At 42.6% G+C, this 17,329-nt stretch carries 11 protein-coding genes and 1 pseudogene; 5 read left to right on the top strand and 7 right to left on the bottom strand.

What is annotated here, in order from left to right; translation table 11 throughout:
* Positions 1 to 36: 36 nt before the first annotated feature.
* From ACYVAD_RS18460 to ACYVAD_RS18430, 7 genes and pseudogenes are all read right to left on the bottom strand, one after another.
* Positions 37 to 1,410, bottom strand: coding sequence for a sensor histidine kinase (locus ACYVAD_RS18460; protein ID WP_461140997.1), 1,374 nt, complete (start codon positions 1,408 to 1,410; stop codon positions 37 to 39).
* Between the two features lie 4 nt (positions 1,411 to 1,414).
* Positions 1,415 to 1,798 (bottom strand): response regulator, encoded by a 384-nt coding sequence (locus ACYVAD_RS18455; protein ID WP_461140996.1) that lies wholly within the window; start codon positions 1,796 to 1,798, stop codon positions 1,415 to 1,417.
* 365 nt (positions 1,799 to 2,163) lie between these two features.
* Positions 2,164 to 4,758 (bottom strand): response regulator, encoded by a 2,595-nt coding sequence (locus ACYVAD_RS18450; protein ID WP_461140995.1) that lies wholly within the window; start codon positions 4,756 to 4,758, stop codon positions 2,164 to 2,166.
* A gap of 479 nt (positions 4,759 to 5,237) precedes the next feature.
* Complete coding sequence (locus ACYVAD_RS18445) at positions 5,238 to 5,393, bottom strand: hypothetical protein (RefSeq protein ID WP_461140994.1); 156 nt, start codon at positions 5,391 to 5,393, stop codon at positions 5,238 to 5,240.
* Positions 5,394 to 5,416: 23 nt separating this feature from the next.
* A complete protein-coding gene (locus tag ACYVAD_RS18440; RefSeq protein WP_461140993.1) occupies positions 5,417 to 5,650 on the bottom strand; it encodes a hypothetical protein in 234 nt (77 codons plus the stop codon).
* A gap of 104 nt (positions 5,651 to 5,754) precedes the next feature.
* Positions 5,755 to 6,432, bottom strand: a pseudogene (locus ACYVAD_RS18435) (serine hydrolase domain-containing protein); the annotation flags it as partial.
* Positions 6,433 to 6,653: 221 nt separating this feature from the next.
* Complete coding sequence (locus tag ACYVAD_RS18430; protein ID WP_461140992.1) at positions 6,654 to 8,969, bottom strand: histidine kinase dimerization/phosphoacceptor domain -containing protein; 2,316 nt, start codon at positions 8,967 to 8,969, stop codon at positions 6,654 to 6,656.
* A 324-nt stretch (positions 8,970 to 9,293) separates the two neighbouring features.
* Here ACYVAD_RS18430 and ACYVAD_RS18425 point away from each other — a divergent pair, with 324 nt between their 5' ends.
* The 5 genes from ACYVAD_RS18425 to ACYVAD_RS18405 all read left to right on the top strand — a co-directional run bounded on the left by ACYVAD_RS18425 (position 9,294) and on the right by ACYVAD_RS18405 (position 17,267).
* Positions 9,294 to 12,467: a sigma 54-interacting transcriptional regulator gene (locus ACYVAD_RS18425; protein WP_461140991.1), complete on the top strand. Its 3,174-nt coding sequence runs from the start codon at positions 9,294 to 9,296 to the stop codon at positions 12,465 to 12,467.
* Between the two features lie 25 nt (positions 12,468 to 12,492).
* Positions 12,493 to 13,854, top strand: coding sequence for a sigma-54-dependent transcriptional regulator (locus tag ACYVAD_RS18420; RefSeq protein WP_461140990.1), 1,362 nt, complete (start codon positions 12,493 to 12,495; stop codon positions 13,852 to 13,854).
* A gap of 568 nt (positions 13,855 to 14,422) precedes the next feature.
* Positions 14,423 to 15,097 carry a TMEM175 family protein gene (locus ACYVAD_RS18415; RefSeq protein WP_461140989.1) on the top strand — a complete coding sequence of 225 codons (675 nt, stop codon included), beginning with the start codon at positions 14,423 to 14,425 and terminating at the stop codon, positions 15,095 to 15,097.
* Positions 15,098 to 15,750: 653 nt separating this feature from the next.
* Positions 15,751 to 16,419 (top strand): putative quinol monooxygenase, encoded by a 669-nt coding sequence (locus ACYVAD_RS18410; protein WP_461140988.1) that lies wholly within the window; start codon positions 15,751 to 15,753, stop codon positions 16,417 to 16,419.
* Between the two features lie 98 nt (positions 16,420 to 16,517).
* Positions 16,518 to 17,267 (top strand): DJ-1/PfpI/YhbO family deglycase/protease, encoded by a 750-nt coding sequence (locus ACYVAD_RS18405; RefSeq protein WP_461140987.1) that lies wholly within the window; start codon positions 16,518 to 16,520, stop codon positions 17,265 to 17,267.
* Positions 17,268 to 17,329 lie beyond the last annotated feature (62 nt).

The raw sequence follows: 17,329 nt of genomic DNA, 5'->3' as shown, positions 1-17,329 counted from the left end.
AAACGAGAAATAACTAGTGAGGGAGTAAAAACGAAATCACGCCAGCGGAAACTCAACCCGGTAGTAATTACCGATACGCGGGTCGCTGGCGTAGGTAAGTTTGCCGTCCATAGCCTCGGTCAGCCGTAAAGCGATGGAAAGACCTAATCCAGTACGGTCCGGCGAACTGATATTGGTATAAGACAATTCATCCAGCTTGTTGAAAAGCCGTTCCATATGGGTCTGTCCGATCGTCTGTCCATGATCGATCAATTCGAACACGAACCGAGAATCAATTGCATCCGTGCGTAAAGTAAGTGTGTTAGCCGGTTGAGAAAACCGGATCACATTGGTAAGCAGGTTAGTAAAAATCTGCTTGGCGAAAATACGATCGACCCGAACCATCATACTGGCAGGCAGAATATTCAGGGATAACTCTATATCCTTACGGGCCGCAGCATCGGATAACTCATTGGCAACCTGAGTAATTTTTCGATTCAGATCAGTCAGCTCGTAGTTGAAGGCTATTTCTGAACCTTCAATCTCTTTCACATCAAACAGCTTATTAAGCAGGTACTGCATCCGATTCGATGAATCCGAAATAAACCCAACATACTCCTGTTGGTCAGCGCTCATGCCGGCTTCTTCGGACTGCAATTCACTGACCGACATCCGAATAGTACTGACCAAGTTCTTCAGGTCATGGCTCGCAATTAAGATGAAGTCGTTTTTCTGCTCGTTAATCCGCTGAAGCTTAGCGTTAGTATCCAGAATAAGCTGGTTCTTGTCCAGCAGTTCTCCATTTAGGTCCTGTAGCTTTTCGTTTGTTCGGTGTGCCATCAATTGCATCTTGATAGCGCGGGTTAATAATCGGTACCGGGCCCGGGGGATGTATGCAGAACAGAAAGCAACCACCAGAAATACGGCTCCACCCTCCTGAAAGAAAGTCAATAAGGAGTATCGTTGATTCAGAAGGTAGAAACACAACAACTGAAAACCGATGGCGAGGATCGTATGCAGATACGAATTAACGGGTGGCCATGTCACCGTGGCATTGATGAGCAAAAAGATGGCTGATAACGTTAGAAAATACGTATTAACCGCGCCAAAATCAACCAGATTACATAGAATACCATACGTCAGGCTTACGCTACCCATAATGAAATGCAGCGGTAGCTGATGCGTCCCATTACGAGCCTGGCTGATGCGGTAAACCATATATACTACGAGTGCGGTTATAGCCCGTACCAACAGAAATGGCTGCCAGATGAACTCAGCGAAAACGTAATCCAGAATCGAAAAAAATGGATAAACGGATAAAAAAATCCAGACAATTGTAGTCGTACTATAGGACAGCCGGCGATTGACTTCTCGATTTAATTCGACCGTCGAAACGGCCTCCGGACCAACAGGAGTAGAGGTTAGCTTCATACCGTTAGACTAGGATCGACAAAAGTTGATCCCGCAACTCAGCCGGTTCAAACGGTTTAACAATTAAACCGGTAAAACCACTGGCGTCTAATTCATGCTGCGGCAATGCCGTTGCTGATGAAGCTAGAATTGCGACCTGTGCATCAAATTGGCGAATTAATTGGCAAGCCGTAGCCCCGTCCATAATCGGCATTTGCAGATCCATAATGATAGCTTGGTATGGCTGCTGGCTACCAACTCGACTGCGACTAAGCTCAACGGCCTTCTCGCCGTTATCCGCCACATCAACGCTACTACCCCACTTAGTAAGTAGCTTACGAATCAACAGTAAATTGAGTTGGTTATCGTCGACCAGGAGTATTCGGACGTCTAACAAACTTTGTTCCATGGACATGTATCTGCTGTTAACGGATAAAATAGTAAGGCAACCTATGCAGCAGATATGTGTACAATTTTGGTACCGAATATTTATTTAAAGTGACATTTATTTGTAAAAATTAAGAATAATATGTGATTACCTATTTCTTACTTACGTGAATTAGTATATCAAAAATCCATATCAATATACATAGCTCAACGCATTTACACTTTACTTAATTAGTTGATAGGCTACCGGAAAACCAGAAAGAGATCCCTATTTGGCCAAGAAAGCACAAGAAAGTACCAATTGGGACTTATTTCACAAAAGCATGACTGAGAACACAAGCTATTTTAACTACTCAAGCTCAATTGATGCCTAATAATATGAACTTACTAGGCAACTTTTTTTTCTGTATTTTCTAAAAACAAGACGAGCTTTGGTAAGATTTGAAAAACTTGCAAAATATACTTTTCGACGGTAGCTACTAGTTCATCAAAATCGTGATTTGATTTAATTAACATTTCGGCCTGGATAATCAAACGGGTTGCTTCATCCATACTTAACATTTTAGTGTGCACTTTGTGCGTATGAATCAAGCGACTGACAGTGTTTATATCTTTTTGTTTAAGAGCCTGTTGAATCTCTTCAATTTCTCTGGGCACTTGGTTAATATACATATGCAGCAATTCAACAGCTAACTCCATATCGTTGCCTGTTGTCTGCAACAAGGAATTAATAAAGAAATCGTCTGAAGTATCAACCAATGTTTCTCTGTCCGCATTGAACTCTTCTTCTGAATTTTTAGAAGCTAAGTACTTTTTGATCAACCGCTGAAGATCGTCTACCTGGAATGGTTTAGATAGAAAATCGTTCATGCCCGCTTTCAAACATTCTTCTCGTTCACTAGCTAGTGCGTGCGCTGTCATCGCGATGATCGGGACCGAGCTTTGTAATTGATTTCTGATCTGCCGGGTCGTTTCGTAACCGTCCATTATTGGCATTTGTATGTCCATTAAAACAATGTCATACGATTTCGACAACAGTGAATCAATCGCTTTTTGGCCGTTATCGGCCAAATCAACATGATACCCTAATCGTTTAATTACCTGCAGAATTAGCTTTTGATTTATGTGATTATCTTCTACTACCAGTATGCAGACCTGACGATCGTCAGCAATTGCATTCGGCGACTCTTGTGCTTTAGTTAAATTAGTTGGCTGTGGCTCAGCTATCTTATACGTAATTTCTACCGTAAAGACCGAACCTGTATTAACCGTACTCGATACGCTGACTGAACCACCTTGCAATTCAGCTAACGATTTTACGATGTTCAACCCTAATCCAGTACCACCGTAAAAACGCGTTGTAAAATCACTGGCTTGCTGAAAACGCTCAAAAATGGTCGGTAACACACTTGGCTCAATACCGATTCCGGTGTCCTCTACGAGGAATCGTATTCGTACTGTTTCAGCGGACTGCTCTTCTTTCTCCACCCGCAGAATCACTCCCCCGCGTTTCGTAAATTTGGTAGCGTTGCTTAGCAGGTTAAGCAGAATTTGCGTTAATCGAGTAGGGTCTCCAAGCAAGACAGGGGGTATATCAGGATCTGTTTCTATTCTCAGGTACAGATTCTTATCGACAGCCGAAGGCTGAAGCATTGTCTTAATTGAAGCTGTAAGCAGATAAATACTAAAGGGAATTGATTCGAGCCTGATCATCCCTGCCTCTATTTTCGAAATATCAAGAATATCATTGACGATCGTCAATAAATTCTTACCTGCAGTTCGAACGAAGCCGACAAACTCTTGCTGATCCGAGTCAAGAGTGGTAGTGGATAAAAGGTCCGAAAAGCCTAAGATCGCGTTGAGCGGTGTCCGAATTTCATGGCTCATGTTGGCCAAAAAATTTTCTTTAACCTTAGCAGCCTTCTCGGCAATTTCCTTGGCTTCTTGCAAACGGTTTTGTGATTGAACCCGATCGCTAATATCAATAATAGACGAGATAACGTATTGCAGCTCCCCACTTTCCTCGTAGACTGGGGACGAAGAACAGAATAATTGAACCGCTCTACCGTCTACCCGAGTTTCAAGATCGTCCGTCTGAACGACTTGGCCTTGTAACGCCTTATAAGTAGGTCTTTCCTCCAGAGGATAGGGTTTTCCGTCAGTGTAGCGAAATAATTGAATTGACTCCAGGACATCTGTGTAGGAATCAAATTGGCTAATATTACCGAACATCTTTTTTGCGGCTTCATTAGCGTAATAAAATTTACCTTGTCGATCGACAATCACGATTGAAACAGGGACCGCTTCTAATAATTTTTTGGTCTGTCGCTCACTATCAGTTAGTTGTTTATTAAGGCTAGTGCTAGTTCGGAGTGCCTGAAATAGTAAATAAATAGCCCACATGATCATGGCAAAAGCGGTAACGGCACCAACTAAATTGCTCCATGTAGCATATTGAGCAGATCGTTCATTTTGGGCGGTCCGTTGGTCAAGTAAAATATTTTCGTGGCGTTCCGCTTCCGTCAATACTTGACTAAAACGATCGCTCAATGTCAGATAAATTTTTATCGAATCAAGACGAGCAGTACCCTTAACGATACCACCTTGCTTAAACAATGCTTCACTTAGCATCATTTTCTTGTGAAAAAGCGCGTTCAAAGTCTGAATACGCTTTTGTTGGGAAGGATTGTCTGACGTAAGTGTTTTAAGTCGGCTCAGATGGCCGACCATCTGTTGCGTATTTTGATCAAAATCTGCTTTAAAAAAACCATTTTGGCTGAGTAAATAACCCCGTAAATCATTATCGAGGTTATGTAGTATGGCTAGAACTCGCTGTGTTTTATTGACGGTCAAATGAGTATGAACAAGCCACTTGTTCATCTCTATAAGTTGACGAATTGTCTGATGGGCATTGATACCGATAATTACACTGATTATTAAACCAGAGGTAACCATCAAAGCAATACGTCGGTGAGCAGTCATTCAGTAAATGAAGTTGTAACTCGGCAGTAAAATACCGTCAAGTTTAGTGTTCATGGTCCGCTTTCTCAGGAGAGAAAAGTACTTGGATTGTGGATTTTTGGGTTAATTAAATTCAATAGTCAACCCACGTATTCCTGTTAAGCAAGCAGAATCATAGTATATGACCACAAGTCTACATTAACACTGTCTGACACGTACAGAGGATCGAAACATATGCAGATTTACAATCTATGTTTCTCTAGGTAAGTCTGACTAGTACATAGTCACTACATGAACCCAATTGGTATAGTAGTTTGTACAAAATCTATACCAACAAACTATATATGAATGACGACATTTTCTCAAGTGCTGAGTGATCGTATTGAAGAACTTCAATATGCGGTGTATTGTAATACTTCATCCTCTAGCAGTTTGACACTCATTATTAGCGGACGAAGCTTTATGTGCTACTTCTTGCTGCCAGGTGTACAATTGTGGCCTTAAAGCCAGACTAGGCAAGAAAAAACGATAGCCAGATTTAATAAGGCGATCAAACTCCAGCCTAGTAGCGCATCGGGAATCATCAGAAAAATACGTTCCCAGTTCAACATGTGCCCACCAATAGCCGTCAGTATCGCCGGAATAAGCAGCAACATAATAAAAGGTAACAATCGAGTCCCTAAAGCCAGACAGCTCTCTGGTAATATGCCTGACGCCATTTTCTACCTCCCAAAAGCCGCTGTACAGCTATCCCAATGAAGAGCATCAGAATGAACCCTACCCCAATGGGCAAAACCCGATCAGGAAACGCTGGCACCTCCGATTCCTGACCAGCCAAAATTCCGGCCACACCCCGCAGAAATGAATTGTAATCGACGTATGGGTTAATACCACTGTTGAAAAGTATAACCACACCGTAGCCATTTGCTATTCAGCGCTATAAGTTCATGGTATACCGCTGTTGTACAGACTTGAATTAGGACGTACTATCCAGCCCATACCATAATGCATCGATGGTTAGGCCGGAGAGGTATGCATTAGCGTCATGAAGGCACGACTCAGTAACTTCCTATTGCCAATGCGGCCCTGCGTTAGTTGCAGGCTGAGCCAGTGCGCCATATCGCTAACCGTCGAACGTATCCAGACGGCTCCTTCCACAAAACAATCTGGCTCTTGAATGGCAACGAATGTGCCGATCACGAAAATATGCCCCTTATCGACTCGGCCGGGACCCGTATAAAACGATTGGGTAGCCGACACTTCGCTGGTGTGAGTCATCTCCAACGGCTTTAAAATATGCTCCTGTAAATAATCAGCGAAGGGCTCACGACTAACCGACTCAACAATCTGTGCTAACAGTCGATAGTTGGGATTATGGTAATGAAACCTCTTAACCGACTCACTGATCAGGCGGGCGCTTTTGAACTGAGTCGTCACTTCGTTCAACGTAGCTGGTTACTGGTGAAAGGCTAATTCTGAAAAAACCGTATCAGCCAGCCCGCTGGTTTGCTGCAGAACTTGGCGAATCGTTATAAACCGGCTATGACTGTCTTCAATCGAAAAGAAAGGAACGTATCGGACCACAAGCGCATCGAGCGAAATCCGGCCCGCATCCACCAATTGTATACTAGCCATGGCCATGAAGGTTTTGCTCAGTGAAGCAATAGCAAACAACGTATTGACCGTAACCGGTGTGTTTGCCGCTGTACCCCCGTCCGTCTCGCTCCATCTATTTGAATGATAGAAAGCATGGTATGATTGGGGTAATCAACCAATCAAAATCCCTCATCAAGAAACTATACTCCATTCACAAGGAAATCAGGAGTGCACTCTTTTTTTTCGCCTGCAGCTTAGCTAGGTAAACTTGATCCTCAAATACAAAGTAAAAAGTGGCGACCGAAAAGTATGAACGTTGATTAGGTAAACAATTTTTCACGAATTACTGAGTCCTCTGCTAGCTTATATTTCATAGATAGTGAAACCTTAGTACCATTGCGATTATCAAAATGAATTTGCGCACCTAACTCTTCGCTCAAACCCTTCATGAGTTGAATACCCAACGAATTTTGGCCATCATAAACGCTTTCATTCCAACCAATGCCATTATCCTCTACAGTCAGTAATAAATAATCATCCAGCTGATACAGTTTCACGCTTATCAGCCCATCATGGTTTTCAGGAAAGGCATGCTTAAAGGCATTTGTCACACTTTCATTAATGATCAGTGCTAAAGAAGTCGCTTGTGAAGCTAACATTTTAATAGAATCAATTTCTTGTACAATCCTGATATGATCTGAGTCCTCAAAACTTTCAGCTAGGAAAAGCAGGAATTCGGCGAAATAACTCCTCATATCAACGGTTTTGATATCATCAGATTGGTACAGCTTCTGATGGATCAATGACATGGCGTAAATCCGGCTTTGACTCGTCTCTAAGGCTTTCAGTGCATCATTTCCAAGATACGAGCTCTGGCTTTCAAGGAGGCAGAATATAGTATGCAGATTATTTTTCACTCGATGATGCACTTCTTTCAATAGCCATTCTTTCTCATCGAGCAGATGTTCCAGCATCTGGTTTTTCTCTATGATAATGCCGTTCTTGTCTTCAATAGCACGGCTATTTCGATTATTTTGCTGGTATTTAGAAAAAAATAATATTGAACTTAAAGTTAGAAACAGTACAACGACTCCAGCAATTATAGCAATTAGGTTAGCATTACGAAGCCGTTCTTGCTGAATCTTTGCATTTTGACTCAAGAGCTTAATATTCTGGTTTTTTATTTTAATTTCATCCTCTTTTTGTTGCGCTTCGTGGGCGATACGGAGACGTTGTACTTCGCGTTCTCTTGATTTGGCAAGGTTGTAATAATTACTACTACTCCACAAACTGAGGTGCTTAATTGCATCAAAATAATGACCTGTTGCCGAATCCGTTAAGAAGGTCATGTAATGGAGATGTCTATTGACACTATTGTCGTGCAAGCTTTCTGAAAATCGAAGTACTTCGTAAAGAAAGGGTCTTGCTTTAGCAAACTGTTTCGAATCGGTGTATAGTTGTCCTAGACTAGCCGTAGTCCGAAATTGAGAGATGCCGTACTTTTTACTGATAGTATAGGCCCGTTTATAATAGATCTCACATTTTTCATAGCGTTTCATACGACGGTAAATGCACCCCATAATAACATTGTGGTAAATTTGATCTAAAATTGTCTGTGGGGGGGCACTGGCAAGTAGATTCTTCATTTTTATTAAATCTTCTTCATAATTACTTGTTTTTCCGTATATATATTCCGTATTGAAAAGAAAGATTGGATCAGAGAGATTGTATCGACCAGCTCGTTGTTTGAAATATTTAATAGCCAGTTGGATATAATAGACACCCTTGCCATAATCGTCATTATCTGTCCACATCATAGCGTGATTAGCATAAATGTCACCGGCCATGCTATAATTATGGGTGATCTCCATGGATTTAACAGCGAGCAAGGAGTAAGCCAGTGCTCTCGACTGATCGCCTAAATAATAATTGTATTCACTCAATACTGCGTAAGTAACTGGGTAACAATCATTTCCTATTTTTTTGAAACATTCAATTATATCAAGTAACTCTTTCTCTGCATTTGGGTCCTGCTGTTTAGCATGAACAAGAGCTATGATTTGACGCCCCAGTATTTCACGGACGGTGTCGCGTGATTTTATACTACTGCGTATAATCTGGTCTGCAAGGGTGATTGCCTTAGGCCAGTCTTTCTGCTTATAATCATTCTCAGTTTCACAGTAGGCGTACGCTAACCGCAGTTGAAGGTCCACTTTAAAACGACCATTGAGTTGCTCCAGCATTTTCTCTGCTCGACTAAATTCATTCTTATCAATAGCTACGAGCGCTAGAAAAGTAATGGCTTCTTGTTGCAGTTCCTGATTCTTAGCAGATCTATCCTCTAGCTTGATTCTGCGTATACAAGCCACTGCTTTATTCAAATCTGTATACCGTTTTCGTGGTTTGTTGTAATACAGATTAGCTAGGTCAAGCAAGGCGCGATTACGATCGTGATGAGTAGTGGCTGGTTCCCGAATAAGAGTCTGTAACTGAGAAATCTTTTTTTCTGGGATAATGGGCGCAGAGGGATAAAATTGACCAAAGCTAAATTCGGGTATGGTCGTGCCAACTAGGAGCCATACAGAAACCAACCCATGAAGGCTTAGAAAATTACGTAGATAACTAAACTTCAACATAGTCGCTGATTGATTTTATAGGTATGGCCATTGGGCTTTATTGCAGAAGTTAAGATTAAATATCCTGATTGGCAAGGGGCTGGCATAGAGTGGAATAACGCGAAGCCGTTGATGAACTATCCTCTACTTGTGTACCATGATATATAATGATCATACCCTAGCTTCTCACGATATATCATGATAGGACGAACAGTAGTTTTCTAATTATACCCTGTCTATCAGGCGTTTAATTTTTTGGCAGGACTTTTATTGAAAACAGTTGAAGCCTTGATCAACCAAGGTAGAAAGGTTGTCTAACCTTTAAAGACTGAAAAGGAAAGTACAATGAACGAAACCCGTCAACTACGACAAAAGGTGGCCACTGAACTGCTGTCAGTAAAGCGCAAATCCCACCTCATAAGCATCTTTGAAACGACACTCAAATCATATATTGGATATACTCAGCCAGCTATATTCATTCTGGACACCGAAAGTAATCAGTTTAACAACCTGCTTCAATTAGACGATAGACCCCAAGAGTACACCCAATTCACTCATCATATTCAGTTGAAGGATTTATCGGTCGATGAGGTAATTCTAGGCAACAGCCCGGGTCAGCAAAGTTTCAATAAGTTTGATGTGGACGAAGACTGGCATCAGTCAGCACTGAAAAAATATTTTTGGCAAGACCCTCCACACGGTTCCATAATTCTATCCTTTTCACTGAAAGAGGACAATGATTTTTCGGGAAACCTTTTACTACTCTTTACCGATTCAACGCCCCCCCTACCAGACAAAGATGACCTGTTACTGTTATCATTGACGATTAACATGACGATCAACCGTGTAATCATCGAAGAGCACAAGTTAATACAGACAAAAAACTCCCATATTACACAACCCTTTAGCTACGATTTTGGCTTATGGGATGCTAAAAGCTTTACCGACTTAAAACGAATTACACAGAACAATATTCTGCCATTTTTTAAGGCGGTCTCCTGCGTTGCTCTATTAGAAATCGACGATAAAAATTGCCGTTGTTTGATGGTCGCAAACAACTCATTATTTACTGAAAATACAATTACACCAGATAACTATACCGGCTCATTGTCAGAATACATGCACTGGTATAAAAAATCTACAGATAGCGAGAAACTTGTTTATTACAATCAGGAATCACTAATAACTATAGCATGTAAAGTTTCACATCTGCAAGCTGAGCTTGCCAACGGAATTACAGAAAAAATCATGTACCCACTGGATCTAGATGGTACAATAAGGGGATTACTATTTCTTAATTATGCCCACAAAAATTCAATTGCGAAATTAGACATCCCAGCGTCCAAACTACTTTTGGCCCAGTTCTCAAAAATCATTTCTCAGCTCGTCGAGAAGGAGCAGGCACAAATTCGTATCGCTCAGCAGGACCTAGTAATTAGCCTAAGCGCTCAGATGGCAGCAATCTGTAGCAATAGAGATCTTCTGGAAACTATCAGCAAATGTATCAAACCTATAATTGGATTTACGCACACGAGCATTAGAGAAATCAACCGCGTTAGGTCAAAACCTGGCGCTTTTTCACTTGATTTTCATGAATTCAGTCGGCATTTTGCTGACTATGCCCAGTTGCTCTTCGAAAGCCAATCTATCAGCGACGAAATTTTAGATCAGGTGTTATCAAGTGATGACCCTCTGGTTTTTGATTTGGAAAATCGTTTCCATACTCGTCAACTACCGAGCTTTCCAAATATGAATATTGAATGTGGTATCCGATACGTGGTGCTGACCAAACTCGTCAAAGGTACCGAAGCTTTCGGCGCATGGGTATTAACATTTGACTATAGCTATATTATCACGTCAAGTGCATTGCAGCTGATCAGGGATATCGCCAGCCATCTATCTGCTTCGATTCGAAACATCGTAATCAATTTAATGTATGAGCGCCGGGAAGCAGAGAAAAAGCGCCTATTACAATTTAACAGCCTTATTACGTCTATCCAAGACAGAAATAAACTAACCAAAATTATTAAAGAGTACTTACTCGACCATTTTGACATAGACGACTTTCTTCTTTGGTCTTTATCTACTGATTTACAGTATAGATCGCCTGTTCTCTATGACAAAGGTTCTTTATTCATCCATCACCCATGCTATCAAACAGACACCGAAAAGGACTTTGACAACACGGGCATAATTCACGACATGCTTGTTGTCGAATCAGGCATCGTTTACGTTGAGCCAAATGAGTTGAGAATAGCTTACGCCGACCATCCATACTATTTAGAAGAAACAGACAAAAATTCTTCACTAGGCATGGGAGGTATTGCACTTCGTATAGGAGACAAACTTGTTGGTTTACTAACTTTTTTCACCCGACAGTTTTATATTATTCAGGAAAAGGAAGAATTATTTCTCAGCATGTGCTCTCAAGTCGCCGTAATGGCTTCTGCTATGATTACGTCAGATAATATTAGGGCACAGTTGGTAGAAATAAAGAAAAAGAATGAACGCCTAGAGGATGAAAAAATCTATATATTGAGAGAGCTGGAAGCTCCTAGCAGCAATTCTGATATGATTGGTGCCAGTTCCGAAATCCAAGCTGTGCTAAAGCTTATTCAACAGGTCGCCTATACGGATAGTACGGTTTTGGTACTGGGGGAAACAGGTACCGGTAAAGAACTCGTTGCCCGTTCTATCCATAATAACTCACCCCGAAAAGCGAAGTTGATGGTAAAAGTAAATTGCGCGGCATTACCGGCTAACTTAATTGAATCTGAATTATTCGGGCACGAGAAAGGAAGCTTCACGGGTGCTTCGGAACGACGAATAGGAAAGTTCGAACTAGCCAACCAGGGTACGCTGTTCCTGGACGAAATTGGGGAAATGCCACTCGATCTACAGGGTAAACTGTTGCGTGCTTTACAGGAAAAAGAAATTGAACGGGTTGGAGGCAAGTCGGTAATCAAAGTCGATGTTCGGGTTATTGTAGCTACTAATAGGAATCTTGACAAAGAGGTGGCGCAGGGCACCTTTCGAAGCGATCTCTTTTACCGCATCAACGTCTTTCCAATTCGACTTCCCCCTCTACGCGATCGGTTATCGGACATGCCATTGTTAGCCAGCCATTTCATAACGAAATACGCACTCAAGGCGAGCAAGAACATCAAGTCGTTGAGCAGTGCTGTGTTACAGGAACTACAGCGGTACGATTGGCCCGGTAATATTCGGGAACTGGAGCACATGATCGAACGAAGTGTTTTACTCACGAAAGGCGATACCTTAACGGTAGTAGACTTGCCTAAATCGCATTCAACACCACACGACAGAAGTACGTATCTTGATAAGCGAATAATGACGCTCGACGAAAACGAACGAGACCATATTCTGCGGGTACTCAAGATGTGCAAGGGAAGGATCAATGGGCAATATGGAGCAGCCAAGTTATTAGGCATTCCACCAAGTACACTTACCTCAAAAATGAAGCGGTTAGATATTAGAAAGCAGGAAATACGATTCTAACTTAAATACTCAGCGACTTTTATTCATGCAGGATACTATACTTATTGTCGAAGATCAGTTTATAGAAGCCAACAATTTAAAAATTATCCTTTTAAAGGCTGATTACCGCGTCTTACCCATTGCCAGATCAGTTGACGATGCGCTTGAGATTATAGACAGGCAGGTACCGGACCTAGTAATGCTGGATATTTATTTAGAAGGTGAACAGACAGGCATTGATCTAGCACACATACTGAAGGCCAGAGGCATCGCCTTTATCTACCTGTCGGCAAACTCTGATAAACGTGTTTTCACGGCCGCTAAGATGACTGGCCCATATGGTTTTCTGATCAAGCCATTTCGAGAGCGCGATGTGCTTGCTATGCTGGACATTGCCTGGTATCATCATACCCAGAAAGCGATAGTGCAGGAAAGTACGACAAACCAGAAAAACCCGGTACTGACAGCTGCCAGGGATCGGGAACTCAAAAAGATTGTGGGTACTAGTACGCCAGTTCAGGCTATACTTAAAAACATAGAAACTGTTGCTGCTACGAATGTACCTGTCCTCCTGCTGGGCGAGAGCGGCACAGGGAAAGAGTTGTTAGCCCGGTTTGTTCATGAACTTTCGCCCCGGCATACCAATAATTTTGTGGTAGTGGATTGTGCAGCCTTACCTCATAATCTTATTGAATCAGATCTTTTCGGCCACGAAAAGGGGAGTTTTACTGGAGCCTTTGAAAAGCGCATCGGTAAATTTGAACAGGCTAATGGAAGTACGATCTTCCTGGATGAAATCGGTGAGCTTCCCCTGGATTTGCAGGTGAAATTTCTGAGAGTACTACAGGAAATGGAAATAGAACCCATCGGTGGTAAACGAAAGAGAGTGGATATTCGGGTAGTTGCTGCAACTAACCGCAATCTGGAAGAAGAGATGGCAAATGGCAAATTCAGGCTGGACTTGTACTACAGGCTGAATATTTTCCCTGTACAACTACCACCATTAAGAGAGCGAAAAGAAGATATTATTCCACTAGCCACTCATTTTTTGGAACTCCAGAAGAGCCAGTTTGGCAAAATGATCAAAGGCTTTTCCGATGAAGTAAAAAAAATGATGATCGACTATCCCTGGCCTGGTAACGTGCGTGAGCTAGAAAACCTGATCACCCGTGCTATTCTGCTGTGTCAGGATGAAGAAATAAAGGATATTCAAATCCCATCTGCTCGCTCTGTCAAAGAAGGGAATACAGATCATAGGGTCAAAACTATGGTGGAAAACGAACGTGATCATATTCTGGCTGCGCTTCGGCAATGTAACTGGAAGATTTATGGTCCAGGGGGAGCAGCCGAACTGCTGGAAATCAATGCGTCAACCCTCAAATCCAGAATGAAAAAGCTTGGAATATAAAGCTTTGTAACATTCGTAAACGACATATCGTGGTTTACGCTTTTTTAGCGTTACGTCGTTGATTTTACATGTATAGTTTTTCACTCAACTTTCTAATTATCAGAAAATTATCACATGGCATAGCTTTTGAGCCACTGTGTATAGCTAGAGAACAGTACCTGAACGTTCGTCAGTATGTATTGACTATTTTATCAAAACGCTCTGAAGAAAATACCCTCCTATTATTCTTGTCTTTTTTTCTTCCGATATCAGAGCGTAGACCTACGTCCCAAAGGACCTTAACGTTGTAAGACACCTATCAACTTAAACTAAACTGGAAGACTTACTAGCATAGAATGATCCTTCATTCTTGTAACGCCTTGTAAATTGATAACATGCGACACCTCTGTATACGTATACAGAATACAGTTCATTTCCATGGTGTCTGACGAAAGGGAAACATTAGAATGGCTTTTCTCTTCGTACGCATCCATCACGAACTGTCACTCAACTAATTACGTGCTCTGCTTTTAATAGTCCGAAGTATTGCAAGACAACTCATTGACTAATAATTGATTAACTAACAGCAATGGAGCAATCTGAGGATAGTAAAAAAGGCTTTAAAACAGATCGCATTAAAGCACTAACCGATGGTGTGTTTGCAATAGCCATGACTCTTCTAGTATTAGACGTCAAGGAATCTGCCGGACACGGACAAGGGTTTTGGGAGCAGTTTCAGCCTGTTGTTGTCAAGCTTTTCCCCTACGTTGTCAGCTTTCTCATTCTGGGTATCTATTGGACGGGGCATCACTCGCAGTTTTATTTCATTAAGCACACGACACGCATGCACCTGTGGCTCAATGTTATTCTGCTCATGTTTATTTCTTTAATCCCTTTTTCTGCTGCACTACTTAGTGAAAAAAAATTGAGTCAGTTTTCTGTCCTGATTTATGGAAGCAACTTAATTGCGGTGTTACTAGCTTTTTACGCCCAATGGTGGTACGCTACGTATAACCATCGATTGATCGACCCAAAACTCGATAGCCGAATCATATCTATTACAAAGAAAAGAATGCTAATTCAGGTAATATTCTTTTTGATCGCCCTCGCAGCAGCATACCTGAACACAATACTTAGTCTTGTTCTGTTTCTTGTAGGTCAGTTATCGTACGTTTTTCTTACTACCCAAACGCCAACTGGTGCACCTGCCGAAGTTGAAGAATCTGTGTCAGAGAAGCAGACCGAGAACCAGAACCCCGTTTAACCACAGCGTTATGGTGTAGACATTGAATATTGGTGCATTCTTCATCAGGTAGGTCCGGAGCATTTGGTAGCGAAATGCTCCACCCACGTTCAATGGGCTGTAGTAGCTGCTGACATCCATCAGGCCATCAGCCGCAGGGCTTGGCGGCTGGCTAAATGCTAGTTTTGACTAGGTCCATTATTACAAAAACAGCTCGTAAGGCCGTAATGGTTTTTAGCGAACCTTGAAAAAGGAATTAGCCAGCGAGGGTATCGGGGGTACATTCGCCCTGAGAGTAATTCGTCAAGCACGCAATTGACCTGTATTGAATTAAACTTTGGCTAGATCGTGATCTAGTACTTTTTGACAAATTAGAAACTGATAAAGCAGGGTCGATAGCGGAGTGACATAATCGATTTTACTTCACAAGTCAATCACCCTACGATATATCGATACTTTCGTCTTTTTACCGTTATATCGTTATTTCCCCCTCTTTTAATTTCCCCTCAAATCACTGTATTACAGCCACTTAAAACTCTGGCATAAGTTTTGGCTTGTTGCTGGAGTGTGCTTACCGATACGTTGACCCTTGCTTCTGACTCAAGTTAGGTGACTTATATAGAAGCACTTGGCATTAATGCATTTTCTCTATCGCTTTAAATCAATATACTGAAATGCAATCTTTAAGAACTGATGAACCTGTTGCTCAGCTGACTAAGTACACCGTCGCCCCAAGCTACCAAGACCAGTTTCGCATGACTTTAAGTGCATATGTACGCCTAGCATATGAAGCAGATGATAACGTAATGGCCGAAGCCTACGCTGAAATCGAGCATCCCACCGTACTATGGTTGATTGAGCGGTGGGAAAATCAGCAGGCGTTTGCTGTGCTGCGGGACAGTAGTCAGAGTAGAGCTATCAATGAACTAACTGAAACGGGGCTGACAGCACCCGTTGAGAAGCTTTCGGTAACGGACCTTGAACCCCTTTTCAAAGAGGCTTGGCGTAGACAACCCAATGCCGATGACGACTCGATGACGGTGATGTTGTTTGTCGATGCTAAGCCAGGAACGCAGGACGAATTTAAAAAACGATACCATGCAGCCATGCCTGCCATCCGTGGTGAAACAGGCGTGATCACCTACCAACTTACCCAACTGAAGGGCGACGATACCAAGTTTCTCACATACGAGAAGTTTCGCAATGCGGAGGCTCTTCAGACGCATTTAACGTTTCCTCCAGTCGAGCCAATCCTTGACTTTCTGCATACGTCCATTACGAACCCACCCTTCGAGCAAGGGCTCCATAAGCTCAAGTTGTTTGCGCCTGCGATTCAGGAGTAGCGTCCCGTTTTCTCGCGTCTGGTCTGCTTTCAGTAGCATTCATCTGTAAAGTCAATACTCGTCTCATTTAGAACACCCTTTACTAAATCAATTCCTATATGGTTACTCAACAGAATAGTACACACGAATTAGAAGTACTCCAGCAACTGAGCAGCGCACCAGCAGTGGCCGCTATGCCCGCTGCCCATCTGCTCACTGCTCCGGGAAACGAAGGACTGCGCCAGTTTTTCTTTAATCCGATTGATAACGGCCAGCAGTTGGCTGGTCAAAAAATTGCCGTCATTGCCGCCGATGGCTTCGAGGAAATCGAGCTGCTCGGTCCGGTATGGTACTTCAAGGCCCTGGGTGCACAGGTCGATGTTGTATCTATGAAAGCTAACCCGGCCCCGGCCCGGTTTGGGTTGACTATGCCGGAAACGGCTCAGGATCATATCATGGCTATTCAGTACCTACAGCCTGTGGGTTGGGTTAAGGTGGATCGTCGGGTTGATGAAATTCAGGTAGCCGACTACGACGCTGTTTTTATTCCCGGAGGAGCCTGGAATCCAAACAACTTACGAAACGACAAGGATGTCATCGCTTTTGTCCAGGCTTTTAACCAAGCGGGCAAGTTGGTGGCCGCCATTTGTCACGCACCGGTCGTGCTGGCTACGGCCGACATTCTGAAAGGCAAAAAGCTGACCGGCTACTGGAACGTCCACACAGATCTCGTTAACGCTGGCGGACAGGTACTGGACCAGCCTGTAGTGGTCGATGGTAACCTGATTACCAGCCGCCACCCGATCGATGTTGCTGATTTCTCGCGCGCTGTGGCCGAGTGGCTAACCGCAAACAAAAACGCGAAGTAAGCCTGAGCCCGTTACTCTCCATGACATATAGAGTGACGGGCTCTCGGTTACCTTTCTCTTAT

It is taken from the genome of Spirosoma pomorum (assembly GCF_054776615.1).
The sequence above is the reverse complement of the archived record's forward strand: the minus strand, read 5'-3'. Positions and strand labels throughout refer to the sequence as shown.

What these genes read in the sequence shown, in the direction of transcription:
- ACYVAD_RS18420 (WP_461140990.1), top strand. Translation starts at nt 12,493, where the DNA reads ATGCAGGATACTATACTTATTGTCGAAGATCAGTTTATAGAAGCCAAC.
- ACYVAD_RS18410 (WP_461140988.1), top strand. Translation starts at nt 15,751, where the DNA reads ATGCAATCTTTAAGAACTGATGAACCTGTTGCTCAGCTGACTAAGTAC.
- ACYVAD_RS18445 (WP_461140994.1), bottom strand. Translation starts at nt 5,393, where the DNA reads ATGTTGCTGCTTATTCCGGCGATACTGACGGCTATTGGTGGGCACATG.
- ACYVAD_RS18450 (WP_461140995.1), bottom strand. Translation starts at nt 4,758, where the DNA reads ATGACTGCTCACCGACGTATTGCTTTGATGGTTACCTCTGGTTTAATA.
- ACYVAD_RS18415 (WP_461140989.1), top strand. Translation starts at nt 14,423, where the DNA reads ATGGAGCAATCTGAGGATAGTAAAAAAGGCTTTAAAACAGATCGCATT.
- ACYVAD_RS18460 (WP_461140997.1), bottom strand. Translation starts at nt 1,410, where the DNA reads ATGAAGCTAACCTCTACTCCTGTTGGTCCGGAGGCCGTTTCGACGGTC.
- ACYVAD_RS18425 (WP_461140991.1), top strand. Translation starts at nt 9,294, where the DNA reads ATGAACGAAACCCGTCAACTACGACAAAAGGTGGCCACTGAACTGCTG.
- ACYVAD_RS18455 (WP_461140996.1), bottom strand. Translation starts at nt 1,798, where the DNA reads ATGGAACAAAGTTTGTTAGACGTCCGAATACTCCTGGTCGACGATAAC.
- ACYVAD_RS18405 (WP_461140987.1), top strand. Translation starts at nt 16,518, where the DNA reads ATGGTTACTCAACAGAATAGTACACACGAATTAGAAGTACTCCAGCAA.
- ACYVAD_RS18430 (WP_461140992.1), bottom strand. Translation starts at nt 8,969, where the DNA reads ATGTTGAAGTTTAGTTATCTACGTAATTTTCTAAGCCTTCATGGGTTG.